Origin of the sequence: Polaromonas naphthalenivorans CJ2 (assembly GCF_000015505.1) — a bacterium.
Classification (GTDB): domain Bacteria; phylum Pseudomonadota; class Gammaproteobacteria; order Burkholderiales; family Burkholderiaceae_C; genus Polaromonas; species Polaromonas naphthalenivorans.
Window position 1 is genome coordinate 13,330 of the sequence record NC_008760.1, and the last position, 25,458, is coordinate 38,787.

The window sequence follows — 25,458 nt, forward strand, 5'->3', positions numbered from 1 at the left end:
CACTGCCTCTATTACTTTATCAACTCTGAAACCGAAATCACTCGACCTTGAGGTCGGCAGCCTTGCCCGCATCCTGGACGCGTTTGGTCTCGCTGCGCAGTGCTGTGGCCAACTGCTCAGACGACCCCCCAATCGGATCGACCCCGGCGCTCTCCAGCTTCTGAATCACATCCGGAAATTTCACGACCTTGGCAAACTCGTTGCTCAGACGATCAACTATTGCCTGCGGTGTTCCCACCTTGGCCAAGACCGCTACGTTGAAAGCAAAGTCAAAGCCAGGGATGCGCTCGCTCAGCGTGGGTACGGTTGGCGCCAGCGGGGAGCGCTTGCTGGAATTGATGGCCAGCAACTTAACCTTTCCAGATTTGACAAACCCCATCAATGACGGCGGGGATGCAAAAGCCATGTGAACCTGTTCACCCACCAAAGCCGGAATGGAGTTGGCGCTGCCTTTGAACGGCACGTGGGTGACCTTGATACCCAGTGCGTGATTCATCGCCTCTGCGGTCAAATGGTGGATACTGCCCAGCCCAGACGATCCGTAATTCATCGACCCTGGCGACGCCTTGGCTTGCGCAATCAACTCGTCCAACGTGTTTGCTTTGACACTGGCGTTTACCGCCAAGAACAACGGGGCCTTTCCCACCAAAGAGACCGGTGTGAAGTCTTTCACTGGGTCGTACGACATTTTTTTCATCACAAGTGGCGTGATCGCCAGCATCGGGCCGTCAGTCATCATCAAGGTGTAGCCATCGGCAGGGGCCTGAGCGATCATCCCGGCGGCAACAGCGCCGCTTCCCCCAGGCTTGTTCTCTACCACGACCGCCTGCCCCAGGCCTTCCGAAAGCCGTTGCGACACGATGCGGGCCACGGTATCGGGCAATCCTCCGGGCGAGTAGGGCACCACCAGCCGGATCGGCTTCGATGGAAATTGCTGGGCATGGCTTGCCAACGACGCTGCCAGTGCGGAGCATGCGATGGAGACTGCCGCAATGGCTTTGAAAAAGTGTGGGGTGGTCATGTTTTGTCTCGTGTCTTTCTAGTGAGGCTATGGTTTGATGAGGTGCTACGTCAGATGCTGTAGCTCTCATAGGTGGACGGATGGAAAAGCTCCTCCACGCCCACCAATCGTTCAGACAAGCCTTGTGCATGATGGTGTCGAACAAACGCTTCCAGCGTTTTACGTGCAGGAGCCACGCCGTAAGACCAGTAGTCTTCACCCATGGTCTCGCGAGCTGCCTTGAGTTGTTCTTCCACAAACGGCAAAGTAACTTTGGTCGCTGATGTGTCGCCAAGCAGCGCCAGCGCAGCCGCTTTGGATTGGGTAAAGGCCTTCACCACGGCGCCTGGCAACCAAGGGTGTTGTTGAGCCAGTTCTTTGCGTATACCGACAACATGCATGATGGGAAAGATGCCAGTTCGCCGGTAGTAGTCCTTGGCCACCGCGGTTGGGTCATCGAAGAGCCAACCGATGTGGGGGTTTTTCAGCACTGACGCGCTGGGCGGGCGTGGGCCAATGAAGCCGTCAATCTCGCCGCGGTCGAGAAGCTCAGAAATGGTGGTGCCATCAGGGGCGGCCTCGACATGTACTTCAGGCGGTAATTTCAGTTTGATTTTTTCAGGACGGCCCGGGGTGTCGATACCGCCGCGGACCCAAGTCACATGCTCGGGTCGCACGCCGAAATCGTCCTGCAGAATGGATCGGGCCCAAACGTTGGCGGTCAATTGGTATTCAGGCACACCAATACGGCGTCCCTTCAAATCTTCTGGCTTGGCGATGCGGTCTTTGCGCACGTAAATCGAGGTGTGGCGGAAGGCTCGAGACAAGAAGATTGGCACAGCGATGTAGGGGCATTCGCCTTTGGCATGCTTTACCAGGTAGCTGGAAAAGGACAGTTCAGCGATGTCGAAATCCATGCTGCGCATCGCGCGGAAGAACATTTCCTCCGGGTTCAGCAACATGAAGATCGAGTCCACACCGTCGATCAACACCCTGCCGTCGTAAAGGGCGCGGGTGCGGTCATAGTCGCCCATGGCGACGGAGAGTTGCAGTTTGTTCATGGTTATGCTTTGACCGAGTAAGACGGTTCCATTTCAGGGTGGGGGCCATCGCCGGCCCAGATGTACTTCACCTCGTATTCGCGCCAATCGGTGGTCTTGGGCACAATCGCCTGGAATGCGCACACGGTGGCCGGGATGGCCAATTCGCCGGTGCCGATGGCGGGCTCCCCGCGCTGGAAAGCTTGCACTGCGTCAAGCATCTGCTTGCGAAATTCGACGATGGCCAGATCGCTGGCACCCAGCCGGTCGTGGCTGCGGTTGGCGATGGCTCCCATGCTCATCCACATGGCGACGTCCTGGTTCGGAAAACCGGAAATGCCAGTGAAGTTGCCGGCTTTCATGGCTTGACGGTCTTGCCAAAACCGGTTTTCTTGGGTGCGCAGTGGGCGGTAGTTTTCATCCAAGTCGATGCCCACGGTTTGACGCAAGAACTTGCGCCAAGTTTCGGTCTCTGGCGTTTGCGCAGGGTGACCCCAGGCGATGAAGTAGAAGACCGTGGAAACATCGTCCATCGGCACATTGATGTTGGCAACGTTGTACAAGTTATTGGGAGGAATCAATGCAGTGGCGGGGGCCACAAACACCGTCGAACGCACGTAGTCGTTGGCAGTTGCATTGGTGATCGGGCGCCGTAGGGCTGCATAGCGAAAGCCGTAGCCGGCGCGTTGTACCTGCATGCGAGGCGCTTTGTCTGTGCTCGGGCGCAGCCAGGTGTTTGCAGTAGCCTTGGCGCTGTCCACTCGAGCCGGCACCATGTCGGAAGAATGAAGGCTAGAGCTGTGGGCGGAGTCGATGGCACCTTCCAAAATTTGTGCCCAATTGCAAGGCAAAAGAACCTTGGCAATGCTGACACGAGCATCGGCCGTGGGCGCCCAGGCTGGAGGCTGAAATTCTGGAACAGCGTCTTTGGGTCCCATGTAGGCCCAGACCATGCCACCCCATTCTTGCGTGGGATAAGCCTTATGCTTCACTTTATCTGCCATGCCGCTCGCGGCAGGCTCGGAAGCCATTTCCAGGACATTGCCTTGCACATCCATCTTCCAGCCGTGGTACAGGCAACGGAGCCCGCCTTCTTCATTACGGCCATACACCAGAGAAGCACCTCGGTGCGGGCAGTGCTCATCCATGACACCTACTCTGCCGTCGGTGTCTCGAAACACGACCAAGTCTTCACCGAAGGCGCGAGCTTTGACAGGCATACCGTCAGCTTCGCCCACTTCTTCAAGAAGACAGATTGGGGTCCAGTGTCTGCGCATCAACTGCCCCATTGGGGCTTCTCCCTCAACGCGGCACAACAGCTCGTTTTCTTCATTCGTCATCATGGGAATACTCCTAAAAAAAGTAATTACGCGATTGCAGTTGCCGCGCGGGTGCGGCTTTGTCGGTGAAACACCAATGGCTTGGCGTTCCACGCCAATTTGCAAATCCAGGCGGCCAAGGCCGAATCGAGGTGCTGCACATGGGGAGGAAGCCACGCGGCCAACTCCTGTGAAAACAGGCGTGCGGCTTGGTGGTCGCCGGCGTGAACGCGCAATTTCACACCGGCCGCAGATCGCAGCACCGCAGCGTGCTCATCCATGTGGCACTGCCGAGCAGGAAAGTCCAAGTTGCACATCCATTCGTCCTCTTGCGCGAAATGCTGAGTCGCGTGCGCAATGACATCCGCTAGACATGAAGCGATGGCGTTATCAGGCGCTTTCAGTAGCGCCTGAATGATGTGAGCGAACGCCTGGTGTTCGTCATCCATTTGCTCGTGACCAATGAGCAACTTGTCTTCCCAAAAATATGCGACTGCCGCGCTTGATTTCATCATGTGACCGATCCTTTGTGCCTACTTGGCGGGTTACCTATTGCGATGATGCCCCCATGTGGTTGAGCCAAACTCATTCGTTTTTAAAATACTTAGTTAACTAAGATTATAGGTTCGCAAGCGCCGGTCAGCAATACGTCAGGGTAGGTGTTTACCCTGCCACCCTGGAATGGCATGCCATCAGGTGGTTCTGTAGCTCTCGGTTGGCCGCATTCGGTGCACGGGCAGTTTGTTTCATCGCCCTCGTGGATGCTCCCCACAACGCAGGAGCTCAGGCAGCAGATGAAGTTGGGGGGCTTCTCTAGGAAACGTGGATCAAATCAACTTTGACCGAGCCCTTTAGCGTGGCGTGGATTTTTTGTTCGCGCTGCGCCAAGTTTTCCGATCTCAAGCAGAACCAGCAGATTTTTGCCGTGCAGGCCATACCGGGCATTGGAGCGTTGACAGCCACCGCGCTGGTGGCAGCCGTCGGGGATGTCTCGACTTTCAAGTCGGGGCGGCAGGGCGCAGCGACTTGGCATCTCCAATCAAGGTGACAGTTACTGGCGCACCTTGCTCATCAATCGGCGCCAGAGCCATCGTCGGTCGCAGTTCACCGAGCAGCTGGATGGCGCGATTGCTGCAGCGGCGCCACTTCAACGTGGTGGTGACAGCGGTTGCCAACAAGATGGCACAACCGTCTGGGCGGACCTGGTCAAAAGCGCAGCCTTTGACCAGGTCAAATGGAATCCTGCTGAAACGGCTGCCGTCTGAGATGACGGTACGGGACGAATAAACGACCGAGCGGACAACAGAAGTTTAGGACTTACGCATTGACAGTCGTACGAAATTGTGGGTTCAAGTGTTTTTTGCCAGGAATGAACCCCGTGACAAAAGTGGCGACTACCTGGGTAAACAATTCTGTCTTCCATTGGTAGGCGTTGACAATGGCGTGGGTGAACCGCATTTCCTGCAACTGCACAAAGCTGCACAGCGCGGCAAAGATATGGTTCAGTATGGGCACTTTGCCGCGCACCTGGAAACGCTCGACGTTGCAGACCTGCTTGAGCAGGCGGTGATATTGTTCAATTCCCCAATGCTGGTCATGCAGCTTTTGAAAGTTCAGGCGCCCGAAGGTGCTGTAGCCCTGGGCATCGGGCAGGCAAGCCAAGTAATGGCGCAACTGGTCTTTCAGTCGCGTGCGAAACAGCTTGACCGGCCCGAAATTGCGCAACCACACCATCAGGCCTTCCTCAGGAACATCGAGCCTTTGCACCTGCACCCATGTGCCTTTTTCCACTGACACGGTGCGGTTGGCTTCGACGGCGAACATTAACCCCATCTGGTGGTTTTTTACCGTCTTGAGGTTTTTCTCGCACGAATACCAGGAGTCACCGGTGGCAAAAGCCGGCCGCAGTCCCCACGCCAATACTTCGGCCAGCATGTCCTGGAAGTAATCGTTCTTGGTTTTGTCATCGGCTTTGTCATACACCCGGTAGTTCACCGGCAGGCTGCGCCCTTGCACGTCGGTGTAGTACAGCGTCACCAAGTTCAATCCCTTGACCGCCCGGCGGTGCTTGCCGGACCAAAAATGCCCCACCAGCGCCATCTTCTGGCTGTACGGCTTGTCCAGCGTGGTGTCATCCACATTGAGCGTGCCGCCCACCATGTCGAGCAGCTTTTGCGCCTCATCGAACAGGTCTTTGGGCTCATACGATTCACGCAGCAAAAACCGGTTCACGCTGTCATGCGAGATGCCCATGACTTGCGACAGCCGCGTGCAGGTGCTTGACTTGGGTTCACTCATCAAAAATCCCATGTACATCGGCAAGGTGCATCGGGCTGTAGGCGGGCGGGTCGGTTTTCTCATCAGCCAGTGAGTTTGAGCACAAGTCAATCCTCCTGCTAACAGAATTCGCCGTGCGCATCAATGCGTAAGTCCTAAAGTTTTTTTAAAGGAGAGCGAGCAAGAAGCATCGTGATGGAATAAAGATAAAATCGGACCAGGGAGCTTCCGCGTCTGACCTTGTACCTTGAGTACGTAAAATAGATAGGAGCCTTGCCCGCGAACGCCATCATGGCCAGCAGGTTCACAACCTGCACAAACAGGCCAGATGTAAGGCTGCAAATCCTTTCAACCCTTCACGCCGCCGAATCTTGCTTTCCTTGGGGTGAATGTAAGGTCAGACCTTGGTTGGCAAAGCCCGAAGAATTCGATGCACCCCGAGTGCTTTATTCCGATTGAGGCGCCAACCAGCAAATCCCATCAGGGACAGTGGCATTGCCACACCAAAATTACGAATGGAATGTACGGGTGCAATCTTGATCTTCATGCTGTCAGGGATTGAGGACTTGGCAAACAGGGGGTGTTCATGTACGAATTCTGAGACGGCCCCTATTTGGAGTATTACTTTGAGCCCGGCGCAAGCGACGACTTCAAGATGGAGCCACCCAAGGACGCGTCGTTCAGGCGACACGTATCTGGACTTCCAGTCCGTAAACCAACCTACCAGCTATAGCTGATGGTTGTTTAGTTTTCAGCATTGGAAGTTGGGCAACCGCACCAAGTTCTGACCTAAACATGGATACATCAACTCGCGTACTTCACTTTTTATACGGTTTGTGTGGGAGAGAAGTTTTGGTCTGCGTAACATCACTTACTTATAGGTAACGATCATAAAAATGAAAAACGAAAAATTCAATCAAACCGTGCATGCCGATGTAGCCAGAGCATTGCAGGAGGATGTCGGAACAGGAGACCTGACTGCGGCTCTTGTGCCTCAAGAAGCGTTTGCACGTGCGACCATCATTTGTAGGCAAGAAGCGGTCATCTGCGGCCAACCCTGGGTTATGGAGATACTCAAGCAGATTGCGCCGACGGCTAAGACAGCCTGGTCAGTACAGGATGGCCAGCACTGTGAACCTGGGCAGGTCATCGTCGAAATCACCGGACCGGCGCGCGATTTGTTAACGGCGGAACGCACATGCCTGAACTTTTTGCAGACGCTCAGTGCTGTAGCGACTAAGACGGCACGTTACGTGAATGAGGTGAAGGGCACTCGGGCGGTGATTCTTGATACGAGAAAGACCATTCCCGGTCTGCGTGTTGCCGAGAAATATGCGGTGCGATGCGGCGGCGGAAAAAATCACCGCATGGGACTGTTCGATGCGATGTTGATTAAGGAAAATCACATTGCCGCTGCTGGGGGGTTGACGATCGCCTTCCGCGCTGCCCAGAAGATGGTCGATCAGGTAGACTTCATTCAGGTCGAGGTCGAAACGCTTGACCAACTTGAAGAAGCGCTGGAAGCTGGAGTCACCATGGTGTTGCTGGACAACATGCCACTGGGAAGAGTCCGGCAGGCCGTAGAAATGGCACAGGGGTGCTGCAGTCTTGAGATGTCCGGCGGGGTCACCTTCGACAATTTGCGCGCATGCGCAGAAACAGGCGTTGATCGAATCTCTGTTGGGGCCTTGATTAAAGACATTACAGCCGTCGACTTTTCCATGCGTTTCCAAGACCGCCCAGTCGAGCGCTGATGCCTTGGCGGGGTCGCCTCAGAAATTGGAATTTAAAGCACGCCAAGGAAATTTAACCTACTTGCAAAATTTGCCAACTAGGTTATAGTGAAACATGGAAAAAGGCACCCCTCACTGCAAGTTGTCAGTCGTGAAAGCCTTGATCGAAGCCGATAGGGTCAAGGCCACGGCCAGCGCCTTCAATGGTGCGCGTGACTTGGGTATCAATGACCTGGCTGGAATGTGTGCTGTCGTCATGTCGCTCACGTCCACTGACTTCTACAAGAGCATGACGACCCACGCCGATCACCGGATTTGGCAGGATGTGTACCGCGCCAAGACAGCCAACAGTGCCGATGTGTACTTGAAGCTGACCGTCATTGATGATGTTTTGATCGTTTCTTTCAAGGAGCTGTGACCATGAAATGCCCATGCTGTGGAGCGGCTGAACTGATCCACGACACCCGCGATATGCCCTACACCTACAAGGGCGAAACCGCCACCATTCCAGCGGTGACAGGCGACTTCTGCCCGGCCTGCGGCGAGGTCATTCTGAACCGTGAGCACGGCGACCGATACAGCGAGTTGCTGGGGCAGTTCCAGCGCCAGGTGAACGCGGCCTATATCGATCCAGACTACATCGCCAGGGTGCGCAAGAAGCTCGATCTGGATCAACGCCAAGCCGCCGAAATCTTCGGTGGCGGGGTCAATGCCTTCTCACGCTACGAAAACGGCAAGACCAGGCCGTCCTTGGCCTTGGTGAAGCTGCTCAAGGTGCTTGAGCGTCATCCCGATCTACTCAACGAGGTCAGAACCACCTGACCGTTTTTCTCGAAACTCACCGTTCAGCGCTGCTTTAAGCGAGAACGGTTTTCGAGAACATCTCGGCCACACCAAGGCTAGGGCAGCGCCACCTTCTCAGCAAGCCTTCTCGCAGACCACCGTTCTCGATAGTGAATAGGTCACCATCCCAGCCGTAGAAGTGCCGCTCAGGGCTAAACGTACTCTGTGATCCTTTTCCTGAAGCTGCCCCTGATTGCCCAAGAGCCTAGTCGGAATGTCCCTGCCCCGATTTGACCTGTGACCCAACACATCACTTGGTGCAAGCTCTCCTTCAAAAAAATACTGTCTTCGCAATTTTGCGTGTTTGAGACTCGGTTCTCGATTTCAGTTACGAGCCATATCAGTTGGATTCCACTTCAGCAGGTCAAAGACTGGCCTTTGCAGAGCCAGCCCGTGGCGCCGCCGGCGCCTGGCTTTTTTCAAGCCGCTCAACCACTGATAAAAACCGTTACCGTCTGTTTTCGAGGTTACTGGATTTCAGGAGATTGTGTAGGGTGAGGAATTACTCCCTCAGCCCTCTCACACCACCGTACATGCGGTTGCGCATACGGAAGTCCAAGCAGAACGCTGGAGGTGCTGGTGAGTCATTACCAACGAGACCAGGCCTGCCTCTTGCGCCGCTGGCCTAGGCACTCATGGCCCTTTTTCTAAGCCAGTTCCCTGTGCGGGGTTGTCACGGTTGAAGTGATCCAGCGGCGGTATCCCCAAGCGTGGGTTCGACAGTTTGCGCTGCCAGACCGATAGAACAGTTGCAGCGATTCGTGAACCCAGTGGTGTGGCCTCGAACGTCCAGCCATGACCCGCTCAAGCCTCCACCCAGCTAAAGAACCCGGTGAACTCATCGGCAATGCCGAAATGTCGTTTTATTCTCTTCAGATCACAGGCGTTTGCGCGTTTTCGGCATAAACCTTCCGTTACGATCTGTAGCAACAGAGGTGCTTGCACGGCTGTGCATGCAGCATCAAAAGCAGCCAGACCGAAAGTCTCGTGGCACGCTCTTGATGCAATGAGCCAACAGGGGAGTTCAACATTCCAGTAAAAATAAAGTCAAGCATGGGCGCGCCAATGGCATTGGCGGGACGGGCTATTGGCGTTCCGTCGACCATCACCACCTTCGTTAACCTGCTGGCCGTCGTGGAACAAATTCCGGGCGTGCTACGGCAGGACCTGCTGGAGGCCATCGTCGTGACGGCTGACGTGGGAGGTGCCACTGACGGGGCTTCCGACGATCACGAGGAACTGCCTTCGTTCGTGCTCTGACACCGGTTTTGGCCGAATTTTCACGGACCTGCCTGCAATGACCGAAACCAGATCTTCATACCACCTCCTGGACGAGCGCATTCGGCGTTTCATCTGGCTTGAAGGCTGGAAGGCGCTGAGGGATGCGCAAGAAAGGGCCATACCGTTCATCCTGAAGGCCGACCGCGACGTCATCATTGCAGCGGCGACGGCGGCGGGTAAAACGGAAGCGGCCTTTTTTCCCGCGCTGACCCATCTTCTGCACAAGGATGGCGCGGGCCTGATTGTCTACTCAGTCCGCTCAAGGCCCTGATCAATGACCAGTTCGAACGTCTCGAGCGGCTTTGCGAGACCCTGCAGATTCCGGTCTGGCCGTGGCACGGCGACATTTCATACTCCCGGAAAACACGTTTCATGGCCCAGCCGTGTGGTGTGCTGCTCATTACGCCCGAGTCACTCGAAGCCTTTCTTTGTGGCAAAGGCTCGTCAGTAGCCTCGGTATTTGCGCACACTGCCTTTTTTGTGGTCGATGAACTCCATGCGTTCATCGGTTCGGAGCGGGGCAAGCAGCTCCAGTCCCTGCTGCACCGCATCGAACGGATACTGGACAGAACCGTTCCGCGCATTGGGCTCTCGGCAACGCTGGGCGACATGCGGCTGGCGGCAGAGTTTCTACGGCCTGGCCACGCCGAGCAGGTCGCGATGGTCGAATCCAGGTCTTCCGGGGATGAGCTCCTACTCCAGCTCAGGGGCTACGAAGAGCCACTCGTCGTCAAGGCGGGCGCGCAGGATGATGAGGACGAGAACGAGGACAATGAAGAGGCAAGCGAACCCGTCTGTCCGGCCCAGGTCGCAGCCCACCTTTTCAAGGTGCTGCGCGGCTCGAACAACCTGGTGTTTCCCAACTCGCGCCGCGAGGTCGAACGCTACACCCACCTGCTCAACCAGCTGTGCGAATCGATCAAGGTGCCCGGCGAATTCTGGCCGCATCACGGCAACCTGTCCAGAGAGCTCCGCCATGACACGGAAGCGGCGCTAAAGCAAAAGGAACGCCCGGCCAGCGCCATCTGCACCAGTACCCTGGAGCTCGGGATCGACATCGGTGCGGTCAAGTGCGTGGCGCAGGTCGGCCCGCCCCCGTCCGTTGCCAGCTTGCGTCAGCGGCTGGGCCGCTCTGGCCGGCGTAAGCCAGAAGCGGCCATCTTGCGGGCTTACTGCATTGAAAACGCCTTGTCGGACAATGCGTCGCTGGCGACCAGGCTGCGCCTGGGCACCGTGCAGACGACGGCCATGATTTTGCTGTTGCTCGAGACGTGGTTCGAGCCACCCCGGGTGCAGGGAATGCACCTGTCCACGTTGATTCAGCAGCTCCTGTCGGCGATTGCGCAGCACAATGGCGCAACCGCTCAACACCTCTACCGATTGCTGTGTTCCCCAAAGACGCCGTTTGCCGGTATTTCCACAGCCGAGTTTGCCAGCTTGCTTGACCATCTGGGGCACAAGGAGTTGCTGATCCAGGACTCTTCTGGCGCCCTGCTGCATGGCCCGGTAGGCGAAAAAATCGTCAACCACCACACCTTTTACGCCGCCTTCATGGCCGACGAGGAATTCCAGATTGTGGCCGGCGCAAAAACCCTGGGTTCCCTTCCCGTCATGCTCATGCTGACTGTCGGCCAGCGCATCGTCTTTGCAGGCAAGACCTGGCAGGTCGAGCGGGTCGATGAGCGCAAAAAAATCATTGAGGTCACGCAAGCCTCAGGGGGCGTTCCCCCCTTGTTCGCGAGCAGCGGCGCGCGTACGCATACCCGGGTCAGGCAGCGTATGCGCGAGTTGCTGCAAAGCCAGGAAGTGCCCGCATTTCTCGATGAGACAGCCAAGCGGTTCCTGGCAGAGGCACGAGACGGCTACAGGCATATGAACCTATCACGCCAAATTTTCCTGGACCAGGGTACCGAGATGATGCTGCTGACCTGGCTGGGCGATTCAGCCAACCAGGCAGTTGCCTGCCTGCTGATTGAGCGCGGGTTCACGGCAGCTCCTTCGGGTCCGGGCGTGGAGGTGCGAATGGGAAAGCGCACCACCCAAGAGGTGCTGGCAGCACTGGCCGGCGCGGCACAGCGCGAGGCGCCTTCCCTGGACCTGCTATTGCAAAACGTGCAGAACCTGCGCCGCGAAAAATGGGACTGGGCGCTGCCCGACGCGCTGTTGCGCAAGGCGTATGCCAGTCAGCATCTGGATCTGGATCAAGCGCTGGAGTGGATAAGAACAGCGGTGAGATAGAAAGAGCGCAAGGACCCACCGTGCGGGTCCCGGCAGCACAGCGCCGTCATGACCCCAACAGCTCTGAAGCCGCACGAGCATCCCAAGGAGGCGGATGTGGCGAACGTGAAACGCGCAAAGCCGTCTGTAGGGATCCGTAGCCGGGGAATGAAAAGTCCATTGCCCGACGGCCAGTTGTTGAGCCTGAACTGAACCTTGCCTGGAACGCCGTTGCTGCATGCCCGCCACCGACTTGACCATTTCCTTTCCTTTGCCACCCCAGGCCTCCTGGTGAACGGTCCCCGCACGCCAGTCCGGCAAAGAAAGAGATATGCCTGCGTACCCCCGCCTCTTGCGCTCAAGGCCCTCGCTGGACCAGGGAGATGCTGTGGGACGACGTTCGTTGGCTGGATCCAAAGCGCTCTGGCGGGATGCTTTAGCCGATCCGTTTTGGGCGCGCGCTAGGTCTTGGCGAACTGCGGCCCAGCGCTTCCATTCTCTCAATTTCTTTCAGCGCATCGCGTGACCGCTGCATCGTCTGCGCCTTGTTCTGGCCGTCCTTGTGCTCCTGGTGCCGGCCCCCGAGCATCTCCCACGCGCGGCGGTGCACTTCAAGCTCGGCCGCTTGCAAGTCGCCCGCAGCACTGAAGGCAAAGCGGGCTGCTCGCCTGGCGTAGGCGAGCCAGTCACGCGTTTCCAGCGTTTCACGGATGCCGGGGGCGCACAGCCGCAAGGCGTCCGCGATGGCTTCTTGTGCGTGGCCGGTCACGCGCAGGCGCACGGCAATCATGCTGTCCACGCGCGACAGGTTGACCCGCCCTGCGGTGTGGCGACTGAGCACATCCCGGTAATGCCGCCAGTAAGCGTCCAGAGCAGCGGCTGTGGCCAAGGCCAGCGCAGGATCGGGCTGCGGCGTGTGCCCTGACGGCGTCACTGCCTTCACCGCCTCCTTCCCCTGCGGTGCGGCCTGCTGCCCCTTCTCGGCGCTGATCCGCAACGCAATCTCAAGCGTCTTGGCGCACTCACAGCGCTCTGCCTGAAGAAGGCGCACCTCCCAGCAGGCGCCATCGGCCTGCCGCAGCGTACTCTGGCGATCCACGTAGCCGGGCGCCGGATGCGGCTGGATGCAGCCGCCGAGCAGATCCGGGTTGCCGTATTCAGTGTTCAACTGCCTGGCGAGCTGGCGGCCCACCTCATCGTCGTTAAAAGCTCCAAATTTTTTCACAGTGATAAGGGCCTGAAATCGCTCGGGACTGCTTTGCAGCACCACGGCAGGCCGGTAGCCGTCTTGCAGCAGCTGGTCCAGCTTCGCCTGGCTCATCGCGTCGATCAACAGGTAATGCTTATCGGCCGACAGCGGCGTGTAGTCAATGCGCTCCCCGCGCTCGCTCAGCCGCTGCATCCGAGGCATGCGCTGGCGCACCTCCTCAGGCGTGCATCCTTGGCTAACTCCGGCCCTTTTATCCAGCAAGAATGTCATCCGCCCGCCGTCCGGCTTCAGGCGAACCGACGTGACCCGGTAGCGCTGCGCATCGACCGCTTGCGCATACCGCTCGAACTGCTCGAACTGCTCGATCGGGGCCGAGGCCATCGCCCGGGGCGCTGGCTGCGCCGTCTCTTCTTGCGCTCGCTCTTGCAGTGACCGCTGTATCCGCTCGCGCTCCTGCGCGATCCTGTCCTGCAGCTCGGGATTGCTGATCGTAAAACCATGCGCTGCGGCCAGCCGGGCGCACAGGGCCTTGAAGTCCTCGCTCCCCGTCACCTTGATGCGGCCCCATTTGTGCGCCGACAACTGCATGGCGGCCAGCGTCGCATCCGCGTGGCGCCAGTCGTGGACCTCAATGCGTTGTCCCAGGTCCACGAAAGCGGCCTGCCCGCCCTTGTCGGCCTCCTCCTTGCGAAAGTAGTGCACGTGCCGGCCGCGTAGCTCTGCGCGGTAGTCCCCGATGTCCCGCGGCGTTACTGGATCTTCTATTCCCCCCTTCTTCACCCTCGCCTTCCCACCGTTCATGCCCTCGAGATGCTGGGGCTCGCTTGCGCGGTGGCGCCACTGTTCGGCAAGCTCTGGGTGCTCGTGGTCCCGATGCCACTGCTCAAGGTCGGGATAGGGGCGAAACCGCAGGCGCACCTCGTCACTCGCCGTCCGGTGGCGCGCCTGGAGTGCCGCCTTCTCGTAAGCGTCTTGGCACGGCACCTTGACCGCGCTGCCGATTCAGGATTGCGGTTGCCAGCGGTGAGGCAGTAGTTCGTCGATGCGAGAGTTCATGTGGCCAGGCAGCCTGGTTAGCACATCCTTCAGATAAGCCCAGGGGTCATGGCCATGCAGCTTTGCCGACTGCAACAAACTCATCACGACGGCGGCCCGCTGGCCGGCCAGTTCGCTGCCGGCAAACAACCATGCCCGGCGCCCCATTGCAATCACCGGGTCATTGTGCCCATGTCGGGCAAGAAGTTGAAGTCTTCTATCGCTGGCATCCGCTGTATGGACGCCGCCTCAAGCGCCAATACAGCGAGCAGCGTGCCAACGGCGAGGTAGTCCACCTGGAGGCGCGACCCGGCGTCGTGATCGTGGTTGCCGCCTGGATGCTCGATGCCGCAGCTTGCGCTCACATGGAACTGGGCGCCCCGCAAGCCTCTGTGGGCGCGCTGGCCGAGCTGCACCTGCTGCTGTCGCAGCGAGGATTTCGGCGAAGCTGCGCGGGTGTTTTCCACACCTGCGAGGAGCGCCATGAGCCATCATGTACCCGGACATCGCCGACGGTTGACGACATCGGCATCACTTCAGCCATCTCCCCCACGCCAGCTGAGCCTGACCCTCGAGTCCCCGGTCCTTCGGGACATGGCCTCGAGCGAACGGGCCGCCGTGGTCGCACGGCTGGCAACGCTGCTGCTGCAGGCAGCCGGCCTTCAAACCGAAAGGAGTGATCATGACGACCTCTGATCTGTTGCCGGCCGCAGTGCTGCGTCGCAAAGCTGTCGTCTATGTGCGCCAGTCAACTCAGTCACAAGTGCAGACCAACCTGGAGAGCCAGCGCCGGCAGTACGACCTGGTGGCGCAAGCTCGCCGCCTCGGATTTGCGCAGGTGGAAGTCATCGACGATGACCTCGGCCGTTCCGCCAGCGGTATGGTGGACCGACCGGGCTTTGAGCGGCTCGTGGCCTGGTTGTGCGCTGGCGAAGTCGGCGCCGTCTTGTGCTTCGACGCCTCCCGGCTTGCCCGCAATGGACGTGACTGGCACCACCTGCTGGAGCTGTGTGGCCTGGTCGAGGCACGGGTCATTGACCCGGACGGCGTGTACGACCCGTGCCGGCCCAACGACCGTCTGCTGCTGGGCATGAAGGGCAGTATCAGCGAGTTCGAGCTCGGCGTGATCAGGGCAAGGATGTTCGAAGCGGCTCGTGCCAAGGCGCATCGCGGTGAATTGCGCATCAGTGTCCCCATCGGCTACGTCTGGCACCGGCAGATCGGGTTGGGGTTGGATCCGGACATGCGCCTGCAGGAGACGATCCGGTTGATCTTCGCGCGCTTTCGCACGCTCGGCAGCGCCAGGCAGGTGATGCTTTCCCTTGCGGCAGACGATGTCCATTTCCCACGGCCCTCGGACGGCAAGAAGATGGTGAGCTTTGACTGGACGCCGATCCGCTACCGCAACGTGATCTCGATACTCAAGAATCCCTTCTATGCCGGCGTCTATGCATACGGCAAGAGTGAGAAGCGTACGACGCTCGTGCAAGGGCGACTTCGCAAGACCTACAAGCATGGCAAGCCGCTCGATCGGTGGGACGTGATGATCAAGGATCATCACGAAGCCTACATCGACTGGGCCGAGTTCGAACGTAATCAAAAGCAGCTTGCCGTCAATGCCTACGGTAAAGTCGATGGAACGAAGTCCGGGCGCGGTGGCCGGGCGTTGCTCGCGGGAATGCTGTGCTGCGGGCGTTGTGGGCGGCGCCTGACGGTGGCGTATACGGGGCGCGGGGTGCCTCAACCGGTGTACCGATGTGACCGCCCCAATCTTCAGCTCGCTCAGCCGAGATGCTTCACGTTTGGCGCACGCCGACCCGACGAAGCGATTGCCCGGGAGCTGCTGCGCGCTGTGGAGCCCTTGGCCGTCGAGGCGGCATTGCAGGCTGAGCGGAGGTATATGCAAGTTCAAGCGGACCAGCGACGAATCGTGGAGCTGGAGTTGCAGCAGGCCCGTTACGAGGCTGGTTTGGCAGAGCGCCGCTACGCGGCCTGTGACCCAGACCATCGCTTGATTGCCGCACAACTGGAGAAGAGCTGGGAGGCTGCTTTGCAGCGCGTGCTCGCCTGTGAGCAGCGCTTGAACGTGGCCCGGCAGGTGCAGTCCTCTGCCAGGCCCGACTTGACCGGCTTGGAGGAAGATCTCGCGGCCGCGTGGGATGCGCCGGGCGTGACCATGCGCGCGCGCCAGCAGTTGCTGCGCACACTCGTCAAGGACATCGTTGCCGATGTCGACGACCAGGCCCGCGAGGTCGTGCTGACGATTCACTGGCGCGGAGGCCAGCATTCGCAGGTGAGGGTCGTCAAGCCACGCACAGGCGAGCACGGCTGCCGCACGCCCGATGAAGCCCTGGCCGTCATGCGCAGCATGGCAGGCAAGTGGTCTGACGAGCACATCGCCGCGACGCTCAATCGCATGGGACTGCCCACGGGCCAGGCCAAGACGTGGACCGCGCATCGCGTGAGCTCCGTGCGCAGGGTCAACGACATCCATGCGTACCGCTCGGCCGAGAAGGACGGGCAGTGGTTGACCATGTCAGAAGCGGCTGCCAAGCTCGGGGTCAACAACCACCGCATTCGGCGCCTGATCAAGGAGGGATTGCTGCCGGCCGAACAGGTGGTGCCGCGGGCGCCGTATCAGATTCGGGCCAGCGACCTGCTCGAGCAGCGGGTGATTGACGCCATCGCGCGAACACTCAGCCCGTGTCGGGCCGTCAGCGAGAAGCAGATGTCAATGTTTTCAAGCACTTAACGAAGAGGGGCATTATGAACACGCCATTGCCCATGGCCGAATCAGATTTTCGAGATGGTTGTTATCAATCTGGACGTTGCCGTCGGCCAGATAAGTTGTCAGCGCTTCCCAGCGGTTCAGGCTGTAGTCAATCGCTTTGGCCGTGGCACTGCCCTCGGGCACGCGTTGCCTCTCCCGCTTCAGCCAGGCGTGCAGGTCCTTGCAAAGCGGCTTTGCGCTCGATTGCCTGATAGAGAGTCGATCTTCGGGCGACAAGCCTTTGACCTGGCGCTCGATCTGGTAGAGCGCGGCAATGCGCTGTATCACTTGCGTGCCCACCGGACTCAGGCGGTCCTTGACCAGTTCATCAAACTTGCGACGCGCGTGCGCCAGGCAAGCTGCGCCGACGCGGCTCTCCTGCTTCAGGACCTGGTCGTACACCCCGTACCCGTCGGAGATCAGCGTGCCCGACCAGCCCTTGAGAAATTCAAGCGGGTACTTGGCCCCTCTGCCCAGGCAAAATTCATACACCACGCCGGGTGAAACATCAAAGCCGCTTCTAGCATAAGCCCAGACGTAGGCCCGCTTGGTCTTGCCCGCGCCGGGGTCCAGCATGGCCACTGGCGTCTCGTCGGCATGAACCACCGCGCAGCTGAGGACAAACTCCCGGTGCGCCGCATACAGGGGCACAAGGGCAGCGCCTGCCTGGCCAGACCACGATGCCAGCGTCGAGCGCGGCGTGTGAACGCCAGAGCGGGCGTTGATTTGTTCTTGCCGGTAATACGGAATGTGATCGACGAAGCGGCTCACGGCAGTGTGTGCCACCAGGCCTGCCGTGGGCATGCCTTTGTCGATGATCTGTGGCCCCACCGGTTCTTGTACCAGGGTCTGGCAGCACTTGCAGGCCCATTTGCCGCGGATGTGGCGGTGCACGAAGAATTCGGCTGGAATGATGTCCAGGCGTTCGCTCACGTCTTCACCGATACGCACCATGGCCTGACCGCATCCGCAGGTTGTGTTCTCTGGCTCGTGGTGGTGTTCGACCCGTTTGAGGTGTTCTGGCAGGGCTTGACGTTTGGGCTTACGGCGGGTGTCATGCTCGGTGTCTGCCGTGTCGCCAGAATCCTTGGCGACCGCCTTCAGTGCTGCAAGTTGTGCTTCCAAATCCGCCTGGTCGGCCGCCAGCGTTTCTTCAAACAACTGGCGCTGCTCAGCATTCATGCGCTCGGTCTTGGCATCAAAGCGCCAAGCCTTCAGGCGGCGCAGCTCAAACAGGATGCTCTGGATACGCGCTTCCTTGAACTCGATGGTCTTCGCCTGCGAGTCAATTTGCTGGCTTTGCTGGCCAATGTGCTGGAGAACCTTGGCCGCCAACGCTGCAGCGGCCTCAGGGCCCAGACTGACTCGATCTGAAATACCGTATGGCTTCCGTATCTGTAGTCCATCACCAACCTCCAGCATCCTCATTTTCTCAGCTGAAGCTGACCGGCTGGAAGCCGGTGGTTTTAACCTTCTGATGGAAAATAAAGCCAGGCATCAGGTCACTGGCTCCTTGCCGTCATGCCAGATGGCGCGACGGCAAAGGGACTCGTTTGGTTACCTTGTTTAAAGGCCCCATCTGCATAAGCGATACCACCTTGCCCGAGTAGGCAGGTTGGCGTGGACACTACTGTCCAACTCCTGATGTTGAACCAATTTTAAACGCAAAAGACTAAACTCCGGGCAGGCATCGTAGAAGGCAGACTAAAGCATTAGTTTTTCTACCGTTACGCATATTAATTGCGCTATTTGGCTGACTGTACCGGAATTGGTCAGCCATTTTGCAGTCGGAATTCTCGGAAGCAAGCTCATACTGTGAGCCTTAGCTAGAAAATAATAGAACTTCACCGAAATGGAAAGACAGGGAGGGACATGGGTATTACGACGATTTATTCAAACTGGATCGCAAAGACGCGTGACTGAACACCAAGGGACTTCCCACTTCCCGGTAACGGCATCGGAGTGCCAAGATTGGCGTGTTGGAAGGCCATTCTGCAACCATTTTGGAAGGAGAAGTCCCATGAGCAACATGACACGAGTCGGCGTTGATTTGGCGAAAAATCTCATTCAGGTCCATGCTGTGGACGTGGCAGGCAAAGTGATGACGAATCCCGCCGTGAAACGGGAGAACTTCCTGCAATGGTGCGCTCAGTTGCCCACAAGTTACTTGGTGGCGATGGAGGCGTGCAGCGGTGCCCATCACTGGTGCCGCCAGTTGCGCGAGCGCGGCCTCGATACCCGCATAATTGCAGCGCAGTTCGTGGCGCCGTACTGGACGCAAGGCAAGAGCGGCAAGAATGACGCCAATGACGCGGCAGCGGTTTGCGAAGCGGCTTCGCGGCCGCACATGAACTTCGTGCCGCCCAAGACGATCGCCCAGCAAAGCATGCTATGCATGCATCGCCTGCGTGAAGGGCTTAAGGAAGAGCGAGTCGCCTGCATCAACCGCATCCGTGGATTGCTTGCCGAGTTCGGGATGGTGGTGCCGCAAAAGCCAGAGGTGCTCGAGCACCATTTGAGCGAGCTGATCGAGGATGCCGGCAACTATATTGCCAGCATGGCCCGACTGGTGCTGCAAAGGGCGCAGGAACACTGGAAAGAAATCGACCAGCACCTTCAATGGTGCGACCAGCGCATTGCTGCTCACCAAAAGGACAACGAGCAGGTGCACCGTGCGGCCGAGCTCAAGGGCATTGGCCCCGTCACCGCCTCAGCGGTCGTGGCGACGGTGGGCGACATCAAGCAGTTCAAGAACGGCGCCCAGTTCGAGGCCGGGCTGGGCTTGACTCCGCGCCAGCACTCCAGCGGCGGCAAAACCAGCCTGGGCAGCATCACCAAACAGGGCGACACGTATTTACGCACCCTGTTGATTCAGGGTGCCAAGTCCGTGGCGTTGATCCATCGAGAGCCGGCTGACCCTATTTCTCATGGGCGCAGCGCCTGCGAGAGTGCTGCGGCTGGCAAAAAGAGGTGGTAAGCCGGAGCCCTAGAAAATTCTGTAGGAAAATATCACCGCCTGCATTCATTCTGAACCAAAAACGCCCACCGGACACGCCGCCCAAGCTCAACGAGGTGGTGCACCTGGTGGCCCGGCTCGGTGGCTTTCTGGCGCGAAAAGGCGACGGTGAGCTAAGTGTCAAGATCATCTGGCTGGGCATGCAGCGCATCTTGGACTTTCTCGCTGGCGTCAGGGAGTTGTGTATAACGAAATGAATTGAAAGAGATTGAAAAGCATCAAAATCAATAACTGGAATTAGAACAAAACACATGGTCGAATTCTTAATTATTCGCAAGAATTCCTTTTTTCTTAGCTTCTTTTAGCCAAACAGGAAACTCGCTTAATAAACGATTATAAAGTTCTTCATCTTTAATTTTTTTTAAGTCATCGACAGCAAAGAAACCCGCATTATCAATTGCGCGTCCTTTCATATTATCCAATTCTTCAAGAATACCATAACCTGAACCAGCAACACCAACAAATTGCCAAAAAATCGGATAATTTGAAGCCTCAATCAAAATTTGTTTAATACTACTCGCTTTATCAATGCCGCCATCAGTTATAAAAATAACCAATGCAGGTAAATTGGAGTTTTTGTAGGTTTCTAAAACCTCTTGCATAACAGGTGGTTCGTTATTCCCAACTCCCAATCCTTTTATAATCCCCAAAAAACCACTTTCCGTATTTTTATCCAAATAATCTTTCACATTACTTATTGTCATATCTAAATATTTCTTATGGCTTGAAGCGTAAAACCAGGTGTCTAAATTGCCATCATCGTCCAAACGCGCTGCAAGTAGAACAATTCGATCTATAACCGCTTGAATTGTTCCATTCTTATACGATGCAGACATAGAACCTGAAGCATCAATAACAATCGCCACTTTTGCGATAACATCTTGAAGCTGATTTTTTTCTAACGAAATTGACAGTTTTTTTGCCAAACTTAAAAGTTGTGGAGCTTCTTTTTCTAACTTTTTTTCAAGCGATAGCGCTTTCGATAATTGAACTTTTTGGACAGATGAAACGAGTGGCGTGATGTCTTCTTCACCGCCAAAATGCTCAAGCAACGCACTCAATCCTCCATTAAAACCTTGCCCAAAAGCATTAAAACGCCACTCACCATTTTTACGATAAATATCACCAAGCATTAATGATTTTTCGTTATTAAAGTCTGAACCGTAAAAATTAAATCGCCCTATCTCTGAATTATTACTTAAAAACCTAAAATAACCCGATTGCATTTGATTCATAGTTTGCGAAGCATCAATTGCCGCCGTAAAACTAAGCGATTCAACGGTAGCAGGTAATTTATTCAAATCACACGCAAACATTGCCAAGTTATTTGTAAACGATAGCGAAATACCGCCGCATGACGTTTTTGGTTGATTGAAAAATATCATGTATTCATCACGCAATAATTTGCCATTCGCATTCAAACCAAAGCATGAAAAATCAACAGATATTCCTGTTATCGATAATTCAATTTGAAACGCATGGTTTGTATTTGGCAAAAATTTAGCGATGGATATGCGTTGACCTTTTAGAATTTTCATAATTTTCAACTCGTAATGTTTATTTTAAAAAAGCGGCTTTGAATATACTGGACAGTGCCAAGTTTTCACCCCTGTTCACGCAACCGTCCGTTCCCCTTCAGAGGGCGAGTCATGGCAGGGGTATTTAGCCATGATTTTCGTCAGGTCAGGAGTCAAAGCGGGAACCGCTATAAATTCCGGGAGGATGGATCGCAGCGCATTTGCGACGATCAGCTCAGAAGGCGGCATGGCCACATTCGTGGTATACGTAATCAGCTGCGAAAGCAGCGCCAGACCTCTGCGGTGTGATTGATGGCCGGGTGCTGCAACAGACCTTGCGCGATACAGTCCTCGGGCGCAAAAACTACCTGCACTTTGGCTCGGACGCCGGCGGCGAGCGCGCTGCCGTGATCGGCTCGTGCAAGCTGGGCGGCATTGACCCCAGGCCTACCTGCACGATGTGCTGGAGCGCATCGCTGACCATCCGATCAACCGGATTGACGAGTTTCGGCCCTGGCGGGTCGCCGAGTAACTCAGACCCCCGGGACAAGCGGCTTCGGAAACGCAAGACATGGCGCGCGCGGCGTGATGTAGGCCACAGCGTGTCCACCCATTTCGCTACAGTAACCCAAGCATGACGGCCAAACTGCACCGACTGCCAAGAGGCGCGAAGAACGTGTGTACGATCTTCTAAGCAACAGGGCCAAAAACGCCATATGGATGAACTGCAAGCTGGTGTTGAGGTGGCGTTCGCAGTTTTTCCACAGCCGCCGGTTCTTTTCCAGCCAGGCAAAGCTGCGCTTAACGACCCAGCGCCTGGGAATGACGGCAAACTTGTGCAACTCGCTGCGCTTGGGAAGGTCTGCATAACTCGCTTCCAACTGAAGTAATAGCACGTTGATTTTCAAGGGATAGGATTTCAGGCAAAACATTCTTGTTTTTGTCGCCCGCATGCGCATTTCTCCATTCTTTTGCGGGCACTACCCGGTTTTCAGACGCACTCATGCCTGCGCCTGCATCAAGCGATTCCTACTCATCCACAGGTTCGACAGCGCAAACAGCGTCTTGAGTTGCAGCGTGTTTTTCTTCAAGCCTTTGTAGTCCACCTGAAAAACACGCAAGCTCTTGATCTGTCTGGGGAATTTACGGATTGGTGAAGTTTGGATTTGCAGGAAAATAAATGCCATCCATTTGATTTCTTGCAAATTTCGACAAGGTTTTCATGGGACCCAGACCGCGCACACCTCAGACGGACGAGTTGCCCCGTCCCCGCCTGGACGAGCAGCTCAAGATGAGCCACCCCCTGGTTCGGCTGGCCAACCTGATGAACTGGGAGGAGATCGAACGCAGTTTTGGCGCCCATTTCACTTCAAGCCGAGGGCGCCCTGCACTGAGTCCTCGCCTGGTCGCGGGCCTGCTGTATCTGCAGCATGCCAACGACGCCAGCGATGAAGCGGTGGTGGCGACCTGGCTGGAAAACCCTTACTGGCAATACTTCTGCGGCGAAACCTACCTGCAGACCGAGTTGCCCATCGACCCCTCCAGCCTGACGCGCTGGAGAAAGCGCATTGGCGAAGAAGGCGTCGAGGTCTTGCTGGCCGTCACCATCGAAGCGGCCCGTGCGGCCGGCCTGATCAAGAAAAGCAGCCTGGACAAAATCATCGTCGATACCACCGTCATGCCCAAAGCCATCGCTCACCCGACCGACAGCCGCTTGCTGGAGAAAAGCCGCCAGCACCTGGTCAGGCTCGCTGATGAACACAGTCTGCAGCTACGCCAGAACTACAACCAGCAGGCGCCGCGCATGGCCGCGCAGATCGGCCGCTATGCCCATGCCAGGCAATTCAAGCGCATGCGCAAAACCCTCAAGGCGCTGAGAATCCGGGTGGGCCGCGTGTACCGTGAAGTCACTCGCAAGCTCGCTCAGCTGCCAGAGCAGGCGCGGCACAAAGCCCGGGACCTGCTGCACCGCGTGGGCCGCATCCTGACGCAACAGCCCAGGGACAAGAACAAACTGTATGCGCTGCACGCACCAGAGGCAGAGTGCATCTCGAAGGGCAAGGCCAGAACGCCCTACGAGTTTGGGGTCAAAGTGACGATTGCCACCACGCTCAAGGAGGGCCTGGTGGTCGGGATGCGCAGCATGCCGGGCAATCCGTATGACGGGCACACGCTCGACGAAGCCATTGAGCAGGTCGAAATCCTCGCCGAGCAAAGGCCCGGCATGGCCATCGTGGACAAGGGCTACCGGGGCGCGCAGGTCGAGGGAGTACAGATTCTGCGCTCAGGCCAGCGCCGGGGCGTCACCCGAGCCATGAAGGCGATGATCAAGCGGCGAAGTGCCATTGAGCCGACCATTGGGCACATGAAGATGAAGGGACGGCTGGCCCGAAATCCGCTCAAAGGTACGCTGGGTGACGCCTTGCACGCCGTGCTGTGCGGCGCGGGCCACAACATCCGGCTGATGCTCAAGAAGCTGCATGTCTCTCCTGTCGCGCCGTAAAACTGAATTGTTCAGCGTGGACTTTGTAGCGCACTTTGACAAATCCAAACTGGCACTTGATGACGCGAAACGGATGCTCGACCTTGGCCCGAATACCCGCTTTGAGCTTTTCGGCCTTCTCCAGCAGCACATCGATGGGGTTGCCCGCCTTGTCGAGCTTTTTGCGCTTGCCCGGGCGCATGGCCACCTGCCAGCGCACGTCTGGCCTGGCATCAGAGCGTTTGTCGGCACCTTGGTAGCCGGCATCGGCAAAGACAACGGTTTCCTGCTCATGGAGCAAGGCGTTGCCTTCGGTGACATCGCCCACATGGCCTGCCGTGCCGCGCACGGTATGCACCAGGCCGGACTCAGCGTCCACGCCAATGTGCGCCTTCATCCCGAAGTACCACTGGTTGCCCTTCTTGCTCGAATGCATCTGGGGATAGCGCTTTTTGCTTTTGTTCTTCGTCGAACTCGGCGCGGCAATCAACGTCGCGTCCACGACCATGCCCGCCCTGAGCAGCAAGCCTTGCGCGCGCAGCGCGTCGTTGATGGTGGCGAAAATGTCATCGGCCAGCTTGTGCTTTTCCAGCCGGTGGCGAAACCTCAGGATGGTGCTCTCATCGGGCAAGCGGCCCTCCAGCCGGGCAAACTCGCCGTACAGCGGCACGTCCACGAAAGCCTCCTCCATCGCCGGATCCGACAGGCCGAACCACTGCTACTGAGATCGACCCGGCGCCTCCTTTCAAGGAAACTGAGCGCCCCTTGTCAACCTTTCTTATCTGGAGGTTCATCATGGAAATTGATCTTCTGGGCATTGATCTGGCCAAGCGTGTCTTTCAACTCCACGGTGCACCCAGGCCATGAAAGCCCGGCTGGTGAACTCCGGGCCGTTGTCAGTGCGAACGGCCTGCGGATAACCGCGAAATCGTGCAGCCTGATCGAGCACACGGGTCACGTACTGGCCCGAGATGCCAAAGTCCACGGCGATGTCCACGCTCTCATGGCTGAAGTCGTCGGCCACGGTGAGGTATTTCAGGCGCCGTCCGCTTGAGAGGCTGTCGCTCACAAAATCCATGCTCCAGACCTCGTTGACCGTGCGTGCCAGTTGCAGCGGCACGCGCTCGTTCACGGGCCGCTTGGCTTTTTTGCGCCGGCGCACGGCCAGGTCGGCCTCGCAGTAGAGGCGATACACCCGCTTGTGATTGACACCGGGGAACTGCGGGCGCAACAGGTCGTGGATGCGCCGGTATCCAAAGCGGCGGCGCACATGGGCAATCTCCACGATTTTTTCCTGCAGATCCAACGTAGCCTGGTCGGCCTTCGGTGGATGGCGGTAGCTGTCCCGGGAGAGCCCCACAAGTCGGCATGCTCGACGCTCGGGAAAATGGTGCTTGATGACCATGATCCGAATCGCCTCACGCCTGACCTGTGGGGCTAGCGCTTTACCCCGAGGACGCTCTTGAGCGCGTGCATGTCCAGGTGGGCTTCGGCCAGCAGCCGCTTGAGCTTGGCATTCTCCGATTCCAGTTCACGCAGGCGCTGGGCCTCGGAGACTTGCATGCCCCCAAACTTGGCACGCCACTTATAAAAAGTTGCATCGCTGAAGCCGCCGCTAAGGCACAGCTCCTTGATCGGCAGCCCGGCCTCGGCCTGCTTCAGGAACCCGATGATTTGTTCTTCGGTAAATCTGCTGTTCTTCATGTCCGTCATTCTCC

General features: G+C 57.5%; 18 protein-coding genes, 9 pseudogenes and 1 riboswitch. Of the genes and pseudogenes, 12 read left to right on the forward strand and 15 right to left on the reverse strand.

From position 1 onward, the window contains the following. Positions 1–37: 37 nt before the first annotated feature. Genes PNAP_RS23720 through PNAP_RS23735 form a run of 4 tightly spaced genes read right to left on the reverse strand, consistent with a single transcriptional unit; the run spans position 38 to position 3,874 of the window. Positions 38–1,021 (reverse strand): Bug family tripartite tricarboxylate transporter substrate binding protein, encoded by a 984-nt coding sequence (locus tag PNAP_RS23720; protein ID WP_011798417.1) that lies wholly within the window; start codon positions 1,019–1,021, stop codon positions 38–40. A 50-nt stretch (positions 1,022–1,071) separates the two neighbouring features. Continuing rightward, positions 1,072–2,061 carry a substrate-binding domain-containing protein gene (locus PNAP_RS23725; protein ID WP_011798418.1) on the reverse strand — a complete coding sequence of 330 codons (990 nt, stop codon included), beginning with the start codon at positions 2,059–2,061 and terminating at the stop codon, positions 1,072–1,074. Between the two features lie 2 nt (positions 2,062–2,063). Continuing rightward, the gene (locus PNAP_RS23730) at positions 2,064–3,383 is read right to left on the reverse strand and encodes a Rieske 2Fe-2S domain-containing protein (protein ID WP_041377761.1); all 1,320 of its coding nucleotides are present in this window, start codon (positions 3,381–3,383) and stop codon (positions 2,064–2,066) included. A gap of 23 nt (positions 3,384–3,406) precedes the next feature. Next, positions 3,407–3,874 carry a bacteriohemerythrin gene (locus PNAP_RS23735; RefSeq protein WP_011798420.1) on the reverse strand — a complete coding sequence of 156 codons (468 nt, stop codon included), beginning with the start codon at positions 3,872–3,874 and terminating at the stop codon, positions 3,407–3,409. Positions 3,875–4,215: 341 nt separating this feature from the next. On the opposite strand from PNAP_RS23735, the gene PNAP_RS28380 reads away from it, so the two are divergent. Beyond that, on the forward strand, positions 4,216–4,407 hold the full coding sequence (locus PNAP_RS28380) for a transposase (RefSeq protein ID WP_408633769.1): 192 nt from the start codon (positions 4,216–4,218) through the stop codon (positions 4,405–4,407). After that, positions 4,346–4,624 carry a hypothetical protein gene (locus PNAP_RS23745; RefSeq protein WP_157040544.1) on the forward strand — a complete coding sequence of 93 codons (279 nt, stop codon included), beginning with the start codon at positions 4,346–4,348 and terminating at the stop codon, positions 4,622–4,624. The genes PNAP_RS28380 and PNAP_RS23745 overlap by 62 nt, the downstream gene beginning before the upstream one ends. A 52-nt stretch (positions 4,625–4,676) precedes the next feature. Here the strand turns inward: PNAP_RS23745 and PNAP_RS23750 are convergent, their stop codons facing one another. Next, the gene (locus tag PNAP_RS23750) at positions 4,677–5,720 is read right to left on the reverse strand and encodes an IS701-like element ISPna6 family transposase (RefSeq protein ID WP_076611837.1); all 1,044 of its coding nucleotides are present in this window, start codon (positions 5,718–5,720) and stop codon (positions 4,677–4,679) included. A gap of 313 nt (positions 5,721–6,033) precedes the next feature. Next, entirely contained in the window at positions 6,034–6,183 is a 150-nt protein-coding gene (locus PNAP_RS27430; protein ID WP_157040545.1) for a hypothetical protein, read from the reverse strand. Between the two features lie 349 nt (positions 6,184–6,532). Here PNAP_RS27430 and nadC point away from each other — a divergent pair, with 349 nt between their 5' ends. The 5 genes and pseudogenes from nadC (at position 6,533) to PNAP_RS23775 (ending at position 11,731) form a co-directional block, all read left to right on the forward strand. Then, complete coding sequence (gene nadC, locus PNAP_RS23755) at positions 6,533–7,390, forward strand: carboxylating nicotinate-nucleotide diphosphorylase (RefSeq protein ID WP_011798423.1); 858 nt, start codon at positions 6,533–6,535, stop codon at positions 7,388–7,390. Between the two features lie 94 nt (positions 7,391–7,484). After that, the gene (locus tag PNAP_RS23760; RefSeq protein ID WP_011798424.1) at positions 7,485–7,787 is read left to right on the forward strand and encodes a type II toxin-antitoxin system MqsR family toxin; all 303 of its coding nucleotides are present in this window, start codon (positions 7,485–7,487) and stop codon (positions 7,785–7,787) included. Positions 7,788–7,789: 2 nt separating this feature from the next. Continuing rightward, positions 7,790–8,191, forward strand: coding sequence for a type II toxin-antitoxin system MqsA family antitoxin (locus tag PNAP_RS23765; RefSeq protein ID WP_011798425.1), 402 nt, complete (start codon positions 7,790–7,792; stop codon positions 8,189–8,191). 1,074 nt (positions 8,192–9,265) lie between these two features. After that, positions 9,266–9,472: a hypothetical protein gene (locus PNAP_RS23770; protein ID WP_157040546.1), complete on the forward strand. Its 207-nt coding sequence runs from the start codon at positions 9,266–9,268 to the stop codon at positions 9,470–9,472. Between the two features lie 37 nt (positions 9,473–9,509). Beyond that, a pseudogene (locus PNAP_RS23775) lies at positions 9,510–11,731 on the forward strand (DEAD/DEAH box helicase). A gap of 415 nt (positions 11,732–12,146) precedes the next feature. On the opposite strand, the gene PNAP_RS23780 reads toward PNAP_RS23775, so the two are convergent. The 3 genes and pseudogenes from PNAP_RS23780 to PNAP_RS23790 form a co-directional block, all read right to left on the reverse strand. Continuing rightward, the gene (locus PNAP_RS23780; RefSeq protein ID WP_041377765.1) at positions 12,147–13,622 is read right to left on the reverse strand and encodes a DNA-primase RepB domain-containing protein; all 1,476 of its coding nucleotides are present in this window, start codon (positions 13,620–13,622) and stop codon (positions 12,147–12,149) included. Positions 13,623–13,922: 300 nt separating this feature from the next. Continuing rightward, positions 13,923–14,126 (reverse strand): annotated as a pseudogene (locus PNAP_RS23785) (transposase domain-containing protein); the annotation flags it as partial. A 2-nt stretch (positions 14,127–14,128) separates the two neighbouring features. Continuing rightward, complete coding sequence (locus tag PNAP_RS23790; RefSeq protein ID WP_041376462.1) at positions 14,129–14,440, reverse strand: hypothetical protein; 312 nt, start codon at positions 14,438–14,440, stop codon at positions 14,129–14,131. Between the two features lie 197 nt (positions 14,441–14,637). On the opposite strand from PNAP_RS23790, the gene PNAP_RS23795 reads away from it, so the two are divergent. Continuing rightward, positions 14,638–16,707 (forward strand): recombinase family protein, encoded by a 2,070-nt coding sequence (locus tag PNAP_RS23795; RefSeq protein WP_011798428.1) that lies wholly within the window; start codon positions 14,638–14,640, stop codon positions 16,705–16,707. A 12-nt stretch (positions 16,708–16,719) separates the two neighbouring features. On the opposite strand, the gene tnpC is transcribed toward PNAP_RS23795, so the two are convergent. Next, positions 16,720–18,060 carry an IS66 family transposase gene (tnpC, locus tag PNAP_RS23800; RefSeq protein WP_232290869.1) on the reverse strand — a complete coding sequence of 447 codons (1,341 nt, stop codon included), beginning with the start codon at positions 18,058–18,060 and terminating at the stop codon, positions 16,720–16,722. Between the two features lie 208 nt (positions 18,061–18,268). After that, positions 18,269–18,378: riboswitch (SAM-I-IV-variant riboswitch) on the reverse strand. A 367-nt stretch (positions 18,379–18,745) separates the two neighbouring features. Between tnpC and PNAP_RS23805 the strand changes: the two are divergent. Both PNAP_RS23805 and PNAP_RS26475 read left to right on the forward strand, forming a co-directional pair. Then, positions 18,746–19,704 (forward strand): annotated as a pseudogene (locus PNAP_RS23805) (IS110 family RNA-guided transposase); the annotation flags it as partial. A gap of 39 nt (positions 19,705–19,743) precedes the next feature. Next, positions 19,744–19,938: pseudogene (locus PNAP_RS26475) on the forward strand (IS4 family transposase); the annotation flags it as partial. 66 nt (positions 19,939–20,004) lie between these two features. On the opposite strand, the gene PNAP_RS26480 reads toward PNAP_RS26475, so the two are convergent. Further along, positions 20,005–21,279: a VWA domain-containing protein gene (locus PNAP_RS26480; RefSeq protein WP_157040548.1), complete on the reverse strand. Its 1,275-nt coding sequence runs from the start codon at positions 21,277–21,279 to the stop codon at positions 20,005–20,007. A 287-nt stretch (positions 21,280–21,566) separates the two neighbouring features. Here PNAP_RS26480 and PNAP_RS27435 point away from each other — a divergent pair. Continuing rightward, positions 21,567–21,790 (forward strand): annotated as a pseudogene (locus PNAP_RS27435) (transposase domain-containing protein); the annotation flags it as partial. 154 nt (positions 21,791–21,944) lie between these two features. Here PNAP_RS27435 and PNAP_RS26695 read toward each other — a convergent pair. Both PNAP_RS26695 and PNAP_RS27805 read right to left on the reverse strand, forming a co-directional pair. After that, positions 21,945–22,118: pseudogene (locus tag PNAP_RS26695) on the reverse strand (transposase); the annotation flags it as partial. A gap of 141 nt (positions 22,119–22,259) precedes the next feature. Beyond that, positions 22,260–22,412 (reverse strand): annotated as a pseudogene (locus tag PNAP_RS27805) (IS5/IS1182 family transposase); the annotation flags it as partial. 68 nt (positions 22,413–22,480) lie between these two features. Here PNAP_RS27805 and PNAP_RS23820 point away from each other — a divergent pair. Continuing rightward, the gene (locus PNAP_RS23820) at positions 22,481–23,761 is read left to right on the forward strand and encodes an IS5-like element ISPna3 family transposase (RefSeq protein WP_011798435.1); all 1,281 of its coding nucleotides are present in this window, start codon (positions 22,481–22,483) and stop codon (positions 23,759–23,761) included. 22 nt (positions 23,762–23,783) lie between these two features. Here PNAP_RS23820 and PNAP_RS23825 read toward each other — a convergent pair. Both PNAP_RS23825 and PNAP_RS28085 read right to left on the reverse strand, forming a co-directional pair. After that, positions 23,784–24,458 (reverse strand): annotated as a pseudogene (locus PNAP_RS23825) (IS5 family transposase); the annotation flags it as partial. 120 nt (positions 24,459–24,578) lie between these two features. Continuing rightward, positions 24,579–25,444: pseudogene (locus PNAP_RS28085) on the reverse strand (IS3 family transposase); the annotation flags it as partial. Between the last annotated feature and the right edge of the window lie 14 nt (positions 25,445–25,458).